The following is a 17,172-nucleotide window of genomic DNA, read 5'->3' on the forward strand; positions in this document are numbered from 1 at the left end:
GGACGCCCCTCCCCTGTCTAGGTAAAGTCGAGTTGGATGATGTCGGTCGGCGTCGCGCGGCAATACATTTCGATCTGCTTCGCGCCGTCAGGATAGGTCGCGGTCATCGCCGCGCGGATGCGCCAGCCGCCATTGCCCTGCTCGAGCGAGATCAGCTTGTCGTACGACAGCCGGGTGCCGCCCGTGATGCCGATCTGGCGGGCCGCATCGTTCATGCAGTTGAGCACCGAAGGCCGCGATGCGCTGGGCAGGCTATTGAGATTGGCGCTGAGCGTCGCCGGCCCCTTCGCCGGATGCGTCGTCGCGCTTTCCTCGGCCGCGCCGTCGGCCTTCTTCTTTTTCTGGCTCGCAAGCAGCGCAAGCAGCCCGCCCGCCACGACGATACCACCGATGATCAGCCCCGTGCTCGGTCCCTTGTCCTTATCCTTCTCGGGCGGGCGGACATTGCGATAGCCATAGCCGAATTCGGCGCGGCACCCCTTGTCGACCCAGATATAGTCGCTGGTGTAACCCCATTGGCGCCCGGCATTGCACTTGCCCGCAATCTTGCGCGTGAGTTCGACGCGATCATTCGTGCGGACGTTGCACTGTTGATAGCTATAGTTCCACGATTCGCAGTTTATCGTGCCTGCATAATCTTCGACAGGTTGCGGAAGCGGCGTCGGATAGCCGCCGTCATTGGCATAGCCATAAGCGAATTCGGCGCGGCAGCCACCCGACACCCATATCTGGTTGGCGGTGAACCCCCAATCGCGGCCCTTCGAACAACGTCCGCCGATGACGCGCTGCAGGTCGACACGATTGCTGGTGCGGACATTGCAACGCTGCATCTGATTGTTCCGCGATTCGCAGCGGATCGTCCCCGCATAACCATCGCCATAGCCGGGGCGCGGTGGCTGGATCTGCGGTCCGCCGGGCGGCGGGTACGGCAGCGTCGTCGCCTGCGGCATCGCAGGAACGGCAAGCTGGCTGGCAATAAAGGTGGCTGTGGTGACGATCGTGACGACATTGTTCCGCATGATCTTAACTCCCCTGTGAAAAGCCGCTTTCCGTTTACGCTGTGCTTGTTCGACCCCACTATCGGCGCGAATAGTTTCATATTTTCACCGCCAACGCCATGAAGAAAGCCGAGCGCCGCCAGCAACAACCTGACCATGCGCGCGGCTTCCCTTATTTCACCACATCGACTATTCTATTCCTTCCCCGGGTCGCACCACAGCAGGGGATCCAATCATGCCTACCTCGATCATCGACGGCCGCATCGAAGCTGCCGACCTCAGGCGCGCCAAGGGTGGCGCGACGATCTTTCGCAGCATTACCTTCCAACAGGATGGCGTCGGCACCCGTACGATCCGCAATGCCGTCGTAAAGGACAATGTCGCGGCCGAACTGGTACCCGGCGCAAGCGGCCGTTTCTATCTCTACAACGCGTTCGACCTGAAGGGCGTCCATGGCGTCCGCACCACGGGTGGCCGCGACGTTTATGGTTTTGCCGGCAACAATCAGAAGATTTTCCTGATCCTCGGCATCTTCAATATCATATGGATCATCTTCACGATCGCGGTGCGCGGCGGCGTCCCATTGCTCGGCGCCGCATTGCTGGTCCTGTCGATCGTCGGCTATATTTTCATGGGCAAGGGGCAGCGCGAGGCACAGGAACAGTTCGATGGCGACGCCGGCTATCGTTCCACATAGCTAGTCCGCTTGCGCGGTCCCGCGCATGCGCTAAAGACAGCCGATGGATCAGATCGTCATTCGCGGCGGCCAGCGACTCAAGGGCCGTATCCCCATCTCCGGCGCCAAGAATGCGGCGCTCACGCTGCTGCCCTGCGCGCTGCTCACCGACGAGCCGTTGACGCTGCGCAACCTGCCGCGGCTCGCCGATGTCGACGGGTTCGGCCACCTGCTCAACCAGCTCGGCTGCTCGACGACGATCGAAGGATCGCGGCCCGAGGATTTCGGCCGCGTGATGACCGCGCGCACGACGACGCTGACCTCGACCGTCGCGCCCTATGACATTGTGCGCAAGATGCGCGCATCGATCCTCGTGCTTGGACCGCTGCTCGCTCGCGCTGGCGAGGCGACGGTGTCGCTGCCCGGCGGCTGCGCGATCGGTAACCGCCCGATCGACCTGCACCTGAAGGCGCTCGAAGCCTTTGGCGCCGAGATCGAACTCGCGTCAGGCTATGTAAAGGCGAGTGCGCCCGGACGCGGACGCTTGCCCGGCGGCAAATTTACCTTCCCCGTCGTTTCGGTCGGCGCGACTGAAAATGCGCTGATGGCCGCGGTGCTCGCCAAGGGCACATGCGTGCTGGAAAATGCGGCGCGCGAGCCAGAGATCGTCGACCTCTGCAACTGCCTCGTCGCGATGGGCGCGCATATCGAGGGTATCGGCACCGAAACCCTGACGATCGAGGGCGTCGACCGGCTGCACGGCGCGACCTATCGCGTGATGGCCGATCGCATCGAGGCGGGTAGCTATGCCTGCGCTGCCGTCATTACCGAAGGCGATGTCGAACTGGTCGGCGCCAAGGCCGACGAGATGGAAGCGACGCTCGCCGCGCTACGACAGGCGGGCGCGACGGTCGAAGAGACCAAGGGTGGCATTCGCGTTGCCATGTCGGGCCGCGCCGAACCCGTCACGCTGTCGACCGCGCCCTATCCAGGCTTCGCGACCGACATGCAGGCGCAGTTCATGGCGATGGCAACGCTCGGCAAGGGCGCGTCGCTGTTCACCGAGACGATCTTCGAAAACCGCTACATGCATGTCCCCGAACTCGCGCGCATGGGCTGCGACATCGACGTGCGCGGCCGCAGCGCTGTGGTGCGCGGCGTCGACCATCTGGTCGGCGCGCCGGTGATGGCGACCGACCTCCGCGCTTCGATGAGCCTGATCATCGCCGGCCTCGCTGCGCAGGGCACGACCGAGGTCAACCGCGTCTATCACCTCGACCGCGGTTACGAGCGGCTGGAGGAAAAGCTGCAGGCGGTCGGCGCCGATATCGAGCGGATCAGCGCCGGGTAAGGCGTTCGGCGCGACCATAGGCGCCGCGCGCGTCGCCCTTGATCCAGTCGCCGAGCAATTTCAGATAGCCGTTGGTGATGCGCGTGACGTCGCGCGATCCGTCGGCGTTCGTGGTGAATTCGAACATGCCATGGTCGGTGTCGGGGAACAGGTAGACATCGACCGGCTTACCCGCTTTCGCCAGCCCGAGCAGCGCGCCGCGCGTCGTTTCGATCGGCGCTTCGCGATCCTCGCCCGCGAGCACCCAGAGCAGCGGCGTATCGAGCTTTCGGAGCGCCGCGACGGCGTCATAGTCCCAGATGAGTTCCAGATTGTCGACGCGCGCGCGGCCGATCCGCTTGAGTTCGTCGTTCGGCATGCGCGCGATGGCGCCGCTATATTCGCCTTCGACCTTCGTCGCCCACGGTTTGTCGCTCATCTCGGCGCGCACGGCGTCGAGCGCGTCATAGCCTGAGCGGAAATCGGACAGCAGCAAGCCTGCGGTCGCTTGCGACAGGCGGCTGACCAGTGCTTCGGCATCCTTGCCCAGCCCCGCCGCGCGAACTTCCGATACCATCTGCTCGCGATCTTCCTCGATCGGCGAGGCGACAAGGCCGAAACCGATGGCGACGAAATCGGCCTTTGTCCGCGTCGCGGCGAGCGGTGCGACCCAGCCGCCCTGGCTGCCGCCGAAAAAGCCTGCGCGTCCAAAGCGCGCCGTCGCCATGCCGCGTGCATGGTCGAGCGCCCTTGCCGCATCCTCGGCGAGCAGCTCGAAATTCTGGGTATATTCGCCCTCGGAACCGCCGGTGCCGCGCTTGTCGTACAGGAAGACCGAAATCCCCTGCGCCGCCACCGCATAGCCATAGACGCCCCCGATCGGCGAAGTGCGTTCGGACCCATGCACCATCACGACAAGCGGCCGCTTGACGTCGGGCGCACCCGGCGGCTCGATCAGCACGCCGTTCATTTTCGTGCCGACGCTATCAAAGGTCGCGGGCGTCTCCCGGAAGGCGATCGGCGTCCACGACTTGCCGTTCACCGTCACATCCTTGGCACCGCACGTCAGCGGAACGCCGGCGTCGCTCGTCGCGCCGCGGCGGCCGTCGCGAAACAAGTAACGCAGCCCCGGCGCCGCCACCGCCGGCGACTTCACCATCACGACGAAGTCGCCGTCGGGCGCGGCATAGGTGCCGGGTGTGCAGGCCGTCTGTGCAAAGGCCGGTGCCGCAGAGAGAGTGGAGAGGAGGGCGACTGCGCCGAGGAGATATTTCATACCGCTGTACTATCCAAACAATACAGCAATGGCAACTAGCTTTCGGGATCGACCGGTACCGACACCATATTGCCGCTGACCGACGGTCGTTCGGGCCGTTTCGCGACCGCGATCACCAGCCCGATCAGCGCGACGATACCGCCCGCAATCGACAGCGTCGCCCAGCGATAGCCCTCGAAAGCGGTCGAAAAGCCCATCGCGATGATCGGGATCAGGACGCTGGACCACGCCGCCTGCCCCGGCCCGACGGCACGGATGATGTTGAAATAAAGCGGGAAGGTCACGGCGCTGGCGATCACGCCAAGATAGAGCACACCGCCGATGTAGGTCGCGGTCGGCTCGATCGTCGGCGGTCCGGTCGTGATCCACGCGTAACTGCCGTCGGCGAGCGCCCCGAAAAGCATTGCCCACGCAATCATTACCACCATCGACTGCGCGCGTGCGATGCGCGTTCCCTGCATGACATTGGCGGTCGACGCGCTCATCACGCCGGCGAGAGTCAGCATGGTGCCCAGCAGCACCTCACCCGCATCCAATGCCGCGGCGCGATATTCGTGGAGGATCATCAGCCCGACGCCGATGATCGCGATGCCCGCGCCGGCAAGGAAACGCCCCTCGAGCGGCGTCTTGAGGAAGGCGCGGCCAAGCAATGTGTTGGGGACGATCAGCAGCGCGAAAAGCACGGCCACCAGGCCCGAGGTGATATGCTGCTCGGCGCGGTAGACGAAATTGAAGTTGAAGGTGAATTGCGCGACACCGAGCGCCACAGCAAAGGCCATCGCCCCCGGCTCAAGCCACAACCGCTCCCGCCGTATGATGGCAAAAGCGAACATCGCGATCGCCGCAACCGCAAAGCGATAGGTCACCGACCAGCTAGGCGGCACGACGCCGAGTTGTCCCGTGATGACGATCCAGGTCGACCCCCAGATCAACGTCACCAGCATGAAGGGCAGCAGCACCCTTGGGCTGAGCAGCGTCGGCTGCTCGCTGCTCACAGCGCGCCGATCGCGGCCGCCAGCGGCGCGACCGCCTCGGCGTCCTGATCCCAACTGACGACAAGGCGCGCCGCGCCTTCGCCCCAGTCATAGAAATCGAACCCGGCAGCGCGCAGTTTCGCGGCTTCCTCGACCGTCAGGCGGACGAACAGCTCGTTCGCCTCGACCGGATACATCAGCCTGCCGCCGCATGCCGCCGCCAGCTTGGCGGCACCGGCGTTGGCGGCACGCGCGTTGGTGAGCCACAGGTCGTTCGCCAGCATCGCGCGGATTTGCGCCGCAACGAAGCGCCCCTTGCTGAGCAAATGGCCGCCGCGTTTCTTGAGTTCGCGCACGCCCGGTCCGCCGCTGCCGCCGAAAAAGACGATCGCTTCGGCCATCATCGCACCATTTTTGGTGAAGCCGAACGACAACGCGTCGACCCCCGCGCGCCAGGTCACATCGGCGGGCGAACAACCCAGAAACGCAACGGCATTGGCAAAGCGCGCGCCGTCCATGTGAAGCTTCATGCCCGCGCCCTTGGCGATCTCGCTGATCTCGCCGACTTCGCCCGCGCGCCACGACAGGCCATATTCGGTCGCGTTGGTGATGCTGATCGCCGCGGGCTGGACCTGATGCACATCCTTCCGGATTCCGGCGATTCTTGTCTTCAGCGCCTGGGCATCGATCTTGGCCCCGCGGCCGGGCAAGGTCATCAGCTTGGCGCCGCCCGAATAGAAGGTCGGCGCGCCGCATTCGTCGACCTCGATATGCGCTTCCTGGTAACAGAGGATACCCTGCCACGGGCGCACGAAATGGGCGAGGATGATGCTGTTCGCCGCGGTTCCGGTGGGGATCCACACGACTTCGCAGTCGGTTTCGAACAGGTCGGAGAATGCGGCATCGAGCGACTGGCTGAGCGCGTCGCCGTCATAGGCTGTGTCGACATGATTGGCAGCCGCCAGCGCCTCCATCACCACGGGATGAACGGTTGCGGCATTATCGGAGAAGAAACGGGTCGCAGTCATGCACCGCGCCTTAGCGCAGGTGCGGGCCGCTTGCTAACCCCTCATTTCTGTTGCGCTTCGCCGGATACGTCTGCGGCTTCGTCGGGCGTCGATCCGCGGGCGAGACTAGCGCCGCCAGCAACGCCAAGGCCGCCCGCCATACCCATTCCGCCGCCACCCCCGCCACCGCGTCCACCGCCCCCGCCGGCCCCGCCGCGCGCCTCGTTGCTGCGGCCGCCGGCCTTGCCGCCGCCGCTCGACGGGCGTGTCGGGCCTTGGGCGGGGATGACGACGTCGGCCGGAACCGGATCCAGATCGAGCGCTTTGCGGATGAAGTCGCGCAGTTCGACCACAAGGTCGTGGACATGCACCGGTCGCCCCTCGGCAAGTTCCTGCGCCGCGCGGCTGGCAAGCCGTACCTGCGCCTCGGTGCCGAGCAGGATGATGTCGGAGAGCGCGGCCTCGACAGCGTCGCGAATGCGGCGCGGCCGGTCCGATTCGCCGGGCGCATCGTCATCCGGCGCGGCCTCGTCCGACAGGTCGACGGCCAGTTCGGCGCCGCTCGCCTGACGCTTGATGTCGCGCAGATGGCGCGGGTCGACCATCAGATCGCCGGTAAACGAGCCACCGAGCGTCTTGTATGCCGCCATCAATGTGCGGAGTCGCTCGTTGATCTGGCGATTCATCCGTTCGCGGCGCTGCTGGATCGTCATCATGACCATCAGCCGGATACCGACGCCGATCAGCGTCACCAGCGCGAGGCCCAGCAGCGTCGTCCCGACGCTTTGCCATGATGAAAAATCGAAGAAGCGCATGTCGGCGATTGTGCCGACGATCACCCGTTCGCGCCACCGATTTTCCGTACGGCGCGGCGGCGTCCAAAATCAGATGCCAAGACCATCCGAACAATCGAGCGCCGAAGCGAGCTTGCCGCGAAAACCGGAGGTGTCCGATCCCGTATCGACGAGCACCGCGTCGCCCGCATCGAGCCGCTCATGAAGCGCGATCGTCAGCGAATCCTCGCTGAACAGATCGCCGACGAAGCGGTTGTGCGCCACGAAGCGAAGACGCTGCGGCGAGGATTCGATCACCACCGCGCGCCATGCGGGGCCATAGCTCGACTTAGCCCACAGTTTCGCGCCCACGGGCAGCGCACGCGTCGGCTTGCCCGTCACGACCGCCACATTGATCATCGTGCGGTCGGCGTCGTTGAACGCCTGACGAATCTCGATCGAGCCAGTGCCGAAGCGTGCGACACATTCGCCCGCGGTGCGGTTCACATAGCCGAGGTCGGCATAGGAGGCGTCGTTGAACGCGGGCGTCAGGCTGGCGGCCGCCAGCAAAAGCGAGAACATGGACCAAGGCTCCTGTCGAAGTCGGGCCCGTGCCCGGCCGCTTTATTGACCCTGTTTTGCCAGCAATTTCAAGCGCAAGGCGTTCAATTTGATGAAGCCTGCCGCATCCTTTTGGTCGTAAGCGCCGGCGTCGTCCTCGAAGGTCACATGGCGTTCGCTGTAGAGGCTGAGCGGCGACTTGCGCCCGACGACGCTGGCATTGCCCTTGTAGAGCTTGAGGCGGACGGTGCCGGTGACATTCGTCTGGCTGTGATCGATCGCCGCCTGCAGCATCTCGCGCTCGGGCGCGAACCAGAAGCCGTTGTAGATGAGCTCGGCATATTTCGGCATCAGCTCGTCTTTCAGGTGCGCCGCGCCGCGATCGAGCGTGATGCTTTCGATGCCGCGGTGCGCACGCGCATAGATTTCGCCGCCGGGCGTTTCGTACATGCCGCGCGACTTCATGCCGACGAAGCGGTTTTCGACGAGATCGAGGCGGCCGATGCCGTGCTTGCGGCCAAGATCGTTGAGCGCTGCGAGCAGCGTCGCGGGCGACATCGCCTGCCCGTTCAGCGCGACGCCGTCGCCGCGTTCGAAATCGATCGTGATATATTCGGGCGCGTCAGGCGCGTCTTCCGGATTCACCGTGCGCGAATAGACATAGTCGGGGGTCTCTTCCCACGGATCCTCGAGCACCTTGCCTTCCGACGAGGTGTGCAGAAGATTGGCGTCGGTCGAAAACGGGCTTTCGCCGCGCTTGTCCTTCGGCACCGGGATCTGATTCTTCTCGGCAAAGTCGATCAGCGCGGTGCGGCTGGTCAGGTCCCATTCGCGCCAGGGGGCGATGACCTTGATGTCGGGGTTGAGCGCATAGGCCGAAAGTTCGAAGCGCACCTGGTCGTTGCCCTTGCCCGTCGCGCCATGCGCGACCGCATCGGCACCGGTTTCCTTGGCGATCTCGATCAGACGCTTCGAAATCAGCGGGCGGGCGATCGAGGTGCCGAGGAGGTAATCGCCCTCGTAGCGCGCATTGGCGCGCATCATCGGGAAGACGAAATCGCGGACGAATTCTTCGCGCACATCGTCGATATAGATATGCTCGGGCTTTACGCCCATCAGTTCGGCCTTGGCGCGCGCAGGCTCGATCTCTTCACCCTGCCCCAGGTCGGCGGTGAAGGTCACCACTTCGCAGCCATAGGTGACCTGCAGCCACTTCAGAATGACGCTGGTATCGAGGCCGCCCGAATAGGCGAGGACGACGCGCTTGAAGGACTCGGACATTTTGACACCTTTGGCGAGGGAAGGACGCGGGCGCGGCTAGCAGGCCAGCCTTGATCGCGCAATGCATGTGTATTGGCATACATGCACCGCGCCCCCGCGAAAGCAGGGGCCCATCTCCCATCGCCGCGAAGCAAATCAACGACCGCGTTCAGTCCTTAGTGTCGGTGCAGGCCACCTGCCTTCGCAGGGGCGCGGCATCTTATGAAACGCGCGTCCAATCCATGAACCAGCTATCGTCCCACGTCTTGCCGCCGTCGCGCGAAGTCCCCTGGAACCCGCGGCAGCTTTTCGGGGTGATCCGGTCCCATACGCCGCGATAGAGTTCGGGCCCCTCCGCACCCTCGCCTTCGGACAGAAAGGTGCCGGCGCCATCCTCGAATACGCCGAGTTGGCCGGGCACCGCGACGACGCCCGACTTGGCGTTGACCCAATGGTCGGACCAGATCTTCTTTTCGACATCGAGCAGGCGGAGCCCCATTCCCGAAAAGCCGCGCGCGGGGATGCGCAGTTCCTCGACGCTGGCGATGCCCCCGAGGATGCCGACGACGGTCGCTTCGCCGGGGAATTCGATCCACTTTTCGCCTTCGCGGAATTTATTATGGATGCGCCATTCGCCGGTGAGGAAATCGAAATCGCCGGGCTTGCCGACGGGGGCTGGATTGATCGCAGCGGATACCGCGGCGGGAATGACAGTGGACATAAGGGCTCCTGCGCTAAGGGCGATGACGGTGCGGCGGTCGATATTGGCCATGGGGTCCCTCCCTCGGTGACCAGCCCCTGCTACGCCCGCTATCCTGACATTCTCTGTCAGTTATTTTCTGCTACAGCGAAAAAATGCGCGCGAGCCGCCTCCTCTCGATCCTGATCCTGTTGCAACTGCGCCAGCGGCTGACGGCGGCCGATCTTGCCGCCGAGTTCGAGGTGTCCGAACGGACCATCTATCGCGACATCGATGCCCTGTCGGCGGCGGGGGTGCCGGTATATGGCGATCGCGGCCCAGGGGGCGGTTTCCAGTTGCTCGACGGCTATCACACGCGGCTGACGGGACTGTCGGCGGAAGAGGCCGAGGTGGCGACGATGATCGGCCTGCCCGGTCCCGCCGCCGAACTGGGACTTGGCGCGGCGACGAGCGCGGCGCGCGGCAAGTTGCTTGCTGCGATTCCGGGTGGCGGCGGGGCGGTCGCCGACCGGATGGCGGCGCGGTTTCACCTCGATCCGGCGGGCTGGTACCGAAGCCGCGAAAGCCTGCCGTCGCTGCCGACGATCGCGCGCGCCGTGTTCGACCAGCGCCTGCTCGCGATGCGATATGACAGCTGGCAGGGGCTGCGTGACTGGACGGTCGAACCGCTCGGCCTCGTGCTAAAGGCCGGCGTTTGGTATCTCGCGGCGCGCGGCGCGGGAAAGATCCGCGTCTTTCGCGTCTCGAACATTTTCGATCCCAAAGCGGACGAGGCGACGTTCGAATGGCCGAAGGATTTCCGGCTGCCGGCATGGTGGCAAGGCGAACAGGCGCGTTTCGAGGCCGAACTTTTTGCCACCGCCGCGACCGTTCGCGCATCGCCCGAAGGTTGCAAGCGGCTGGCTCAGCAATCGCCGCGCGGCGCGGATGCAGTGGCGACGGCAGGCGCACCCGATGAACGCGGCTGGCGCGAAATGACGTTGATGGTCGAGGATAGCGACCATGGCGCGCGCGAGATGATTGCGCTGGGCGCCGAGGTCGAAGTGGTGGTACCCGACAGCTTTCGTGCGCGCATCGGCACGCTGGCGCAGGCGATTGCGGTCATGCACGGCTGATTGCTTCGCGCCGTGGGCGCGCTATTCTCATCTCACGGCGGGAGAGAGGCGATGGGCAAGGATGAGATCAAGACCAAGGCGACCGAAGTGAGCGTCGCCGACTTCATTGCCGCCGTCCCCGACAGCCGGCGGCGCGACGAGGCAGCCGTGATCGACGCGATGCACCGCCGCGTCACCGGCCTCGAGCCCAGGATGTGGGGGCCGTCGATCATCGGTTATGGCAGTTACGACTATCTCTATGACAGCGGCCGGTCGGGGACGATGTGCCGCGCGGGCTTTTCGCCGCGCAAGGCTGCGATGACGCTTTATCTGATGGGCCATTACGAGAAGCGCCAGCCCGAGGCCGATGCCCTGCTCGCCAAGCTTGGCAAATATAAGAATGGCAAGTCCTGCCTCTACATCAACAAGCTTGCCGACGTCGATCTGGACGTGCTCGAAAAGCTGGTCGTGCTGAGCTGGGACGTCATGAACGAACGTTATCCGGGCTGATCGAATTCCACGTCGACGAGACGAGGATGGAGGGAGTCGCTCCCACGCGAAACCAGCCTATCGCTCCTCCCAAAAATCGAACACCGCCTGCTGCTGCTCGCGAATGAAGCGCGCCGCCGCGGCCCCCTCCCACGGTCCATCATAGCCGAGCAACAGCGCGGTCCCGCCGACCCACCAGCCTTGGCCGGGCAGACGGTCGCTCTCGCGCACCACCAGCACCGCCAGATCGGGTTCGCCGTCCAGCGCGCTGAGGCGGTCGACTTCCTCCAGCGTCCGGCACACCGCGCGCATCTTGGGCCGCGTGAAACGGAAGCCGAGGTCGCCCAGCAATTCGGAATAGCTGACGCTTCGCCCTGCGCGCGCAGCGGCAATCAGGATCGCGCGAATGCGCGGCGCGTCGCCCAGCGCCGACACATCGGCCGGGCTTTCCTCGCCGCCTAAGCCCCGGTCTTTGGCGGCCACGGAATGAATCCGGAAGTGCGCGCGACATAAGCGGCATAGTCGGGCCGCGTCTTGTGCAGCCCCTTTTCGAGCAGGGCCTTGCCCGACCATTTGGTGAGGGTGAAGGTCAGGAAGACAGGGCCGATCAAGCTCGCGAGCGCGGGCGCCCAGCCGATGTCGGCGACCACCAGCCAGATGCCCCACCAGGTCAGCGCGTCGCCGAAATAATTGGGGTGGCGCGTATAACGCCACAGACCGGTGTCGAGCACCTTGCCCTTGTTCGCCGGATTCTTGCGAAATGCGTCGAGCTGCGCATCGCCGATGCTCTCGAATGCGATCCCGGCGAGCGCCGCGGCGGCGCCTGCCCATCCAAGGATGCCGATGTCCTGCGGACCGAGCGCACTCGCCCAGATGCCAAGCTGTGCAGGCAGGCAGGTGACGAACAGCAACGGCGCCTGGGTCAGGAAAACCATGATCAATGCGGTCTTCGCCCAGCTCCATTTTCGTTTTTCGCCCGTGTAAGCGAGGATTTTCTTGTAGCGCGGATCTTCGCCATGGCCCGCCCAGCGGATCGTCAGATGGATCGCAAGCCGCAGACCCCAGAGCGTGGTCAGACCCAGCAGCAGCTTCGCATGCGGTGCCTCGACACCGACCTGCCAGGCGGTGCCCCATGCGAGCAGCACCATGCCGAACGCCCAGAAGGCGTCGATGAACGACACATCGCGGATCACGACCGAAATGCCCCACAGGACCAGAATTACGCCGAGCAACCCCGCGAAATTGGTCGCCAACAGCAAAAGGGCATCGATCATGCGCGCATATCCGGTTCCTCGTCGACACCGACTATATCATCGATCGACTGGACCGCGCGCTCGGGAAATTTGGGAATGCAATTTTTATAGGTTTCCAACACCTTCAGCATGTCGGCGCGAAAATCGCCGGTGGGCCAGATCAGCGGGCCGAGCCCACCCGTCTTCTTGCTGTAATCCATGAAGCCGACGACCAGCGGTACCTTCGCCGCAAGTGCAATCTGATAGAATCCGGTGCGCCATTTCTTCGTCTTGCCGCGCGTCCCTTCGGGCGCGACGGTCAGGATGAATTCGGTGCGGCGCGCGAACTCGCCTACCATCTGCTGCACGACGTTGGTGCCGCCGCGACGGTCGACCGCAATGCCGCCCATCTGTTTCATGAAGCCGGCGAGCGGCCAGCGGAACAGCGACAATTTGCCCATGAAATGCGGCTTGATACCCAAGTCGCCGGCAACGCCGAGGAAATTGACGAAGTCCCAATTGCTCGTATGCGGCGCGGCGATCAGCACGAAGCGGCGCGGTTCGGGCACGCTCCCGACCGCTGTCCAACCGCGCATCCGGTACAGCAAAAGCAATAATCGGCGCACGCCGCGCGCCACCAACCCCGGCGGGTGGTCATCTAGTCTCGTCACGCTGGCTCCTGTCCCCCACGGACACCCGATTGCGCGAAAGCCCTTCGCGGCGCAAGAGGCTGCGCATCGCGGCTTGCAGTCGCGCGGCCTTTCTGCTCCCTTCGGCGCAATCAAATGGGGGAAATAATGATGAAAAGACTGTCCGCGCTGCTGGCGTCCACCTTGTTCGTCGCGGCGCCCGCGATCGCCGCCGATGCGGCGCCGCGGCCTGATCAGCTCGCCTTCCGCGATCTCTATAAGGAGCTTGTGGAGACGAACACGACGCTGTCATCGGGCAGTTGCACGCTCGCCGCCGAACGCATGGCGGCGCGGCTCAAGGCGGCGGGCATCCCCGACAGCCAACTCACCCTTTTTGCGACACCCGAAAATCCCAAGGAAGGCGGCCTCGTCGCCGTCTATCCGGGGACCTCGAAAACCGCGAAGCCGATCCTGCTCGTCGCGCATATCGACGTGGTCGAGGCGAAACGCGCCGACTGGGAACGCGACCCCTTCGTCATGGTCGAGGAAAATGGCTATTTCTATGGCCGCGGCACCGCCGACGACAAGGCGCAGGCCGCGGTGTGGGTCGACACGCTGATCCGTTTCCAGCAGGCCGGATACAAGCCGAAGCGCGCGGTCAAGGTCGCGCTGACCTGCGGCGAGGAAACCAATGGCGCGTTCAACGGGGTCGAATGGCTCGCCGCGAACAAGCGCGACCTGATCGACGCCGAATTTGCGCTCAACGAAGGCGGCGGCGGCGACAGCGACGGCAAGGGCAAGGTCCTCGGCCAGTCGGTGCAGGTCGGCGAAAAGACCTTCGCCAATTTCCGCCTCGAAACGCGCAACCCCGGCGGCCATAGTTCGGCGCCCGTGCCCGACAATGCGATCTATGAACTTGCGCGCGCGCTGACGAAGATCGGCGATTATGACTTCCCGGTCGAAATGACCGACACGACCCGGCGCTTCTTTGCCGAGGCGGGCGCGGCACGCGGCGACGAGACGGGCCGGGCGATGGTCGCGCTCGCGAAGAACCCCGCCGACAAGGCGGCCGAGGCGATCGTGAACAAGGACCCATTCCTGCATAGCAATCTGCGCACGACCTGCGTCGCGACGCTGCTCGACGGCGGCCATGCGCCGAACGCGCTGCCGCAGCGCGCGGGCGCGAACATCAATTGCCGCATCTTTCCGGGCCACAGCATCGAATCGATCAAGGACGAGCTCGCAAAGGTCATCGGCGACCCGGGTGTCGCGATCACCCAGCTAGCCCCGAAACGCCCCGCCCCGCCCGCGCCGCCGCTCGACCCCAAGATCATCGGACCGATGCAGAAGCTTGTCGACAAATATTGGCCGGGACTGAAGGTCATCCCGTCGATGGCGAACGGCTATACCGATGCGACCTTCCTCGGCGCCGCCGGCATCCCCACCTATGGGATACCCGGCATGTGGGGCGATCCCGACGGCAACGGCGCCCACGGCCTCAACGAACGAATGGAAGTCAAATCGGTCTATGTCGGACGCGACTATATGTTCGATCTGGTAAAGGCCTACGCCGACAAGCCCTGACGGGATTTGGCCCTAACCGACGAACGCGCGCTCGATGACGAAATCGCCGGGCGCGGCGTTCGATCCTTCCTTGAAGCCCAGCCCCTCGAAACGGGCCTGCAGGTCGCGGATCATCGCCATGCTGCCGCACATCATGATGCGGTCGGTCGCCGGATCGAATTCGGTCGGGCCGGTCAACGGATGACCAAAGAGCGAACCATCGTCGATCAGCGCATCGATGCGGCCCGTCGTGCGGAACGGCTGGCGGGTCACCGTGGGCAGATAGTGGAACTGGAGCAGCGCCTGGTCCTGCACCAGCGGATCGCCCGCAAGCTGGCTTTCGAGTTCGTCGCGGAAGGCGAGGTCGCTGACCTGCCGCACGCAATGGACGATCACGATCTGGTTGAAGCGCTCATAAATGTCGGGATCGCGCGCAAGGCTTAGGAAGGGTGCGAGCCCCGTCCCGGTCGAGAGCATGAACAAACGCCGGCCGGGGGTCAGCGCATCGGCGACGAGCGTCCCCGTCGGCTTGCGGCCGAGATAGACCGGATCGCCGGGCTGAATCAGTTGGAGCCGCGAGGTAAGCGGGCCGTCGGGCACCTTGATCGACAGGAATTCGAGCTCGTCGGCATAGGCGGGGCTGGCGATCGAATAAGCGCGCAGCAGCGGGCGGCCCTCGCCCGGCAGGCCGATCATCACGAACTCGCCCGAGCGGAAGCGGAAGCTCGGCGGACGCGTGATCGTGAAGCTGAACAGATGCTCGTTCCAATGGCGCACCGACCTTACTTCCTCGACGGTCAACGAGGCGGAGGGGGCCAGCTTGGCGGCTTCGGCAATACGGTCACTCATCACTTTGAACTTTCCTGATGCGTCATGGAGCCGGCCGCGAGGGCCGGCATATCGAATCCCGCCGCGAGCAGCCGGTCGACCGCCGCGCCCATCGCCTTTGCGATCGGGCCGACGCTGTCTCCCTCGGCCATCAAGGCCAACGTCGCGCGGGCATTTGCGGCATCCCCAAGCGAAAAATCGCGCCAGAGTCCAAGCAGAATTGCTTCATCCTCTGAAATCTGGAGGCAGGGCATCGGTGCGAGCACCAGCGTTTCGACCGCGTCACCGCCGAGCAGCGCCATCGCGATATGGAAATCGGGAAGCGCCCCGGCGGCATCGACCGCCGCAAAACCGCGAAACAGCATCTGCGGCGGACATTGCCCCCGCTCCGCCGCTGAAACCCACCCGCGCATCGCCCAGAGCAGGAAACGACCGCCATTGCAGAGGTTTTCCACCGGCCGGTCGACAAAGGCGTACATCATATCCCTTTCCAGCGCGCACGACATGCCGCTGGCGGGCTTATATGTTATTGCGAGTCATTTGCAATTCAGATTTTCTTTGCGCCATGATTTTCGACAGCAAGAAACATCGCCCCGGGTCGCTGCCAAAATCCGCTTGCACGAACATTTCTAATCGGGCATTAATTTTCCTATTGGATAATTTGTTGCAGATGGGGATCATTCATGAAAAGCGCGAAGCGTCTGACTATTGCCGTGGCGGCCTTGACGATGGCTGCGCCCGTGGCGGCACAGGAAGCTCCGCGGTCGTTTCAGGGGCTCTCGCTATTGGGAGAGCCCATGTATACGGACGACGTCAATCCGACCAATGTCACCGATACCCAGACGCTGCTCTGGGCTGTCGCCGACGCAAAGGCTGCGGCAGAGCGCGAACCGACGATCGACAATATAGTCTGGTATGGCCGCATGCTCGGTTACCAGACGCTGGGCCGGGAAGCGGTTGCGGTGTTCACCGAAGGGCTCAAACGCTATCCGAACTCTGCCAAGCTCCTGCGCCACCGGGCGCACCGTTATTTCAATCTTCGCGAGTTCGATCTCTCGATCGCTGACGGTCTGAAGGCGGCGGCGCTATATGAAGGCCAGCCGCTGGAGCGCGAAAAGCTGGGGCCCAGCCAGTTTCCCGGCACGCCGGACATCGTCCAATTCTATCTATATTATCATCTCGGCGGCGCCTATTTCGCAAAGCGCGACTATCGGAATGCCGAAAAATGGTTCGACAGAGCCTATCAACTGATCCTGTTGACCGGAAACCCTCAGGACATCGCTGCCCCGCTATATTGGCGATATCTTGCGTTGATGAAGCTCGATCACACGATCGAGGCGGACGAATTGCTCGCACGGTATAAGTTCAGGGCCGAGGATCTATCGCCGACAGGCGAAGGGCCGTTCTATTTCAACGCCATTCAACTCTTTCGTGGAAATCGGTTTACCGAGGATTACTACACCGAAAGGGATTCAGGCCGGCCGTTCGGCGGAGCGGATGGCGCGAAATCCTCGTCGAGCTACACATTGGCCATGTACTGGCTGATGCGCGGCGAGAGGGAGAAGGCCAAACCCTGGCTTGCCCGCGCGATCGACATCAAGACTTGGGCCTATTTTCCGCGCATTCAGGCCGAGGTGGAATGGAAAAACCTTTATGGCGATGAAAAGCCTGTCGTGACTGTGCCTTGAATGATGAAGGGCGGATAACGACCGGGAGCTGCCCTCTCCATATCGTCACCCCGGACTTGATCCGGGGTCCCGCTTGAAGTCGAAGTCGGTGAGT

General features: G+C 64.0%; 19 protein-coding genes. 6 read left to right on the forward strand and 13 right to left on the reverse strand.

All coding sequences use genetic code 11. The features are described from left to right. Window positions 1-17 precede the first annotated feature (17 nt). Window positions 18-1,019, reverse strand: coding sequence for a DUF3011 domain-containing protein (locus SC1_RS14825; protein ID WP_062184316.1), 1,002 nt, complete (start codon window positions 1,017-1,019; stop codon window positions 18-20). A 214-nt stretch (window positions 1,020-1,233) separates the two neighbouring features. Here SC1_RS14825 and SC1_RS14830 point away from each other — a divergent pair, with 214 nt between their 5' ends. Together SC1_RS14830 and murA are read left to right on the forward strand one after the other, a co-directional pair. After that, window positions 1,234-1,695, forward strand: coding sequence for a hypothetical protein (locus tag SC1_RS14830; protein ID WP_062184319.1), 462 nt, complete (start codon window positions 1,234-1,236; stop codon window positions 1,693-1,695). A gap of 43 nt (window positions 1,696-1,738) precedes the next feature. Beyond that, on the forward strand, window positions 1,739-3,025 hold the full coding sequence (gene murA, locus SC1_RS14835; protein ID WP_062184322.1) for a UDP-N-acetylglucosamine 1-carboxyvinyltransferase: 1,287 nt from the start codon (window positions 1,739-1,741) through the stop codon (window positions 3,023-3,025). Here the strand turns inward: murA and SC1_RS14840 are convergent. The 7 genes from SC1_RS14840 to SC1_RS14870 form a co-directional block, all read right to left on the reverse strand. Continuing rightward, window positions 3,012-4,280, reverse strand: coding sequence for a S9 family peptidase (locus SC1_RS14840; protein ID WP_062184325.1), 1,269 nt, complete (start codon window positions 4,278-4,280; stop codon window positions 3,012-3,014). The two genes, murA and SC1_RS14840, sit on opposite strands and share 14 nt — an antisense overlap. 35 nt (window positions 4,281-4,315) lie before the next feature. Then, entirely contained in the window at window positions 4,316-5,224 is a 909-nt protein-coding gene (locus SC1_RS14845) for a DMT family transporter (RefSeq protein ID WP_083436050.1), read from the reverse strand. 47 nt (window positions 5,225-5,271) lie between these two features. Then, a complete protein-coding gene (locus SC1_RS14850; protein WP_062184331.1) occupies window positions 5,272-6,282 on the reverse strand; it encodes a low specificity L-threonine aldolase in 1,011 nt (336 codons plus the stop codon). 41 nt (window positions 6,283-6,323) lie between these two features. Continuing rightward, window positions 6,324-7,100, reverse strand: coding sequence for a hypothetical protein (locus SC1_RS22280; protein ID WP_238586736.1), 777 nt, complete (start codon window positions 7,098-7,100; stop codon window positions 6,324-6,326). Between the two features lie 45 nt (window positions 7,101-7,145). Beyond that, window positions 7,146-7,616 (reverse strand): hypothetical protein, encoded by a 471-nt coding sequence (locus SC1_RS14860; RefSeq protein WP_062184334.1) that lies wholly within the window; start codon window positions 7,614-7,616, stop codon window positions 7,146-7,148. Between the two features lie 42 nt (window positions 7,617-7,658). Next, a complete protein-coding gene (locus SC1_RS14865) occupies window positions 7,659-8,876 on the reverse strand; it encodes an argininosuccinate synthase (protein ID WP_062184337.1) in 1,218 nt (405 codons plus the stop codon). A 199-nt stretch (window positions 8,877-9,075) separates the two neighbouring features. Next, the gene (locus tag SC1_RS14870; RefSeq protein WP_062184340.1) at window positions 9,076-9,627 is read right to left on the reverse strand and encodes a hypothetical protein; all 552 of its coding nucleotides are present in this window, start codon (window positions 9,625-9,627) and stop codon (window positions 9,076-9,078) included. An 83-nt stretch (window positions 9,628-9,710) separates the two neighbouring features. On the opposite strand from SC1_RS14870, the gene SC1_RS14875 reads away from it, so the two are divergent. Together SC1_RS14875 and SC1_RS14880 are read left to right on the forward strand one after the other, a co-directional pair. Next, window positions 9,711-10,670 carry a YafY family protein gene (locus tag SC1_RS14875; RefSeq protein ID WP_062184343.1) on the forward strand — a complete coding sequence of 320 codons (960 nt, stop codon included), beginning with the start codon at window positions 9,711-9,713 and terminating at the stop codon, window positions 10,668-10,670. 51 nt (window positions 10,671-10,721) lie between these two features. Next, window positions 10,722-11,159 (forward strand): DUF1801 domain-containing protein, encoded by a 438-nt coding sequence (locus tag SC1_RS14880; RefSeq protein WP_062184346.1) that lies wholly within the window; start codon window positions 10,722-10,724, stop codon window positions 11,157-11,159. A 57-nt stretch (window positions 11,160-11,216) separates the two neighbouring features. On the opposite strand, the gene SC1_RS14885 is transcribed toward SC1_RS14880, so the two are convergent. From SC1_RS14885 to SC1_RS14895, 3 genes are read right to left on the reverse strand one after another with little or no spacing between them, the layout of a single operon-like run. After that, complete coding sequence (locus SC1_RS14885) at window positions 11,217-11,621, reverse strand: hypothetical protein (RefSeq protein ID WP_062184349.1); 405 nt, start codon at window positions 11,619-11,621, stop codon at window positions 11,217-11,219. Continuing rightward, window positions 11,597-12,412: a DUF1295 domain-containing protein gene (locus SC1_RS14890; protein WP_062184353.1), complete on the reverse strand. Its 816-nt coding sequence runs from the start codon at window positions 12,410-12,412 to the stop codon at window positions 11,597-11,599. The genes SC1_RS14885 and SC1_RS14890 overlap by 25 nt, the downstream gene beginning before the upstream one ends. Then, window positions 12,409-12,966, reverse strand: a complete 558-nt coding sequence (locus SC1_RS14895; RefSeq protein ID WP_062184356.1) for a lysophospholipid acyltransferase family protein — start codon at window positions 12,964-12,966, stop codon at window positions 12,409-12,411. The genes SC1_RS14890 and SC1_RS14895 overlap by 4 nt, the downstream gene beginning before the upstream one ends. A 204-nt stretch (window positions 12,967-13,170) precedes the next feature. On the opposite strand from SC1_RS14895, the gene SC1_RS14900 reads away from it, so the two are divergent. Then, window positions 13,171-14,583 carry a M20/M25/M40 family metallo-hydrolase gene (locus SC1_RS14900; RefSeq protein ID WP_083436051.1) on the forward strand — a complete coding sequence of 471 codons (1,413 nt, stop codon included), beginning with the start codon at window positions 13,171-13,173 and terminating at the stop codon, window positions 14,581-14,583. A gap of 12 nt (window positions 14,584-14,595) precedes the next feature. Here the strand turns inward: SC1_RS14900 and SC1_RS14905 are convergent, their stop codons facing one another. Then, entirely contained in the window at window positions 14,596-15,411 is an 816-nt protein-coding gene (locus SC1_RS14905; RefSeq protein ID WP_062184362.1) for a ferredoxin--NADP reductase, read from the reverse strand. Further along, complete coding sequence (locus SC1_RS14910) at window positions 15,411-15,872, reverse strand: hypothetical protein (protein WP_152682458.1); 462 nt, start codon at window positions 15,870-15,872, stop codon at window positions 15,411-15,413. The genes SC1_RS14905 and SC1_RS14910 overlap by 1 nt, the downstream gene beginning before the upstream one ends. A 315-nt stretch (window positions 15,873-16,187) precedes the next feature. On the opposite strand from SC1_RS14910, the gene SC1_RS14915 reads away from it, so the two are divergent. After that, complete coding sequence (locus tag SC1_RS14915) at window positions 16,188-17,078, forward strand: hypothetical protein (protein WP_062184367.1); 891 nt, start codon at window positions 16,188-16,190, stop codon at window positions 17,076-17,078. The last annotated feature ends 94 nt before the right edge of the window (window positions 17,079-17,172 follow it).

This window comes from Sphingopyxis sp. C-1, assembly GCF_001047015.1.
GTDB lineage: Bacteria > Pseudomonadota > Alphaproteobacteria > Sphingomonadales > Sphingomonadaceae > Sphingopyxis.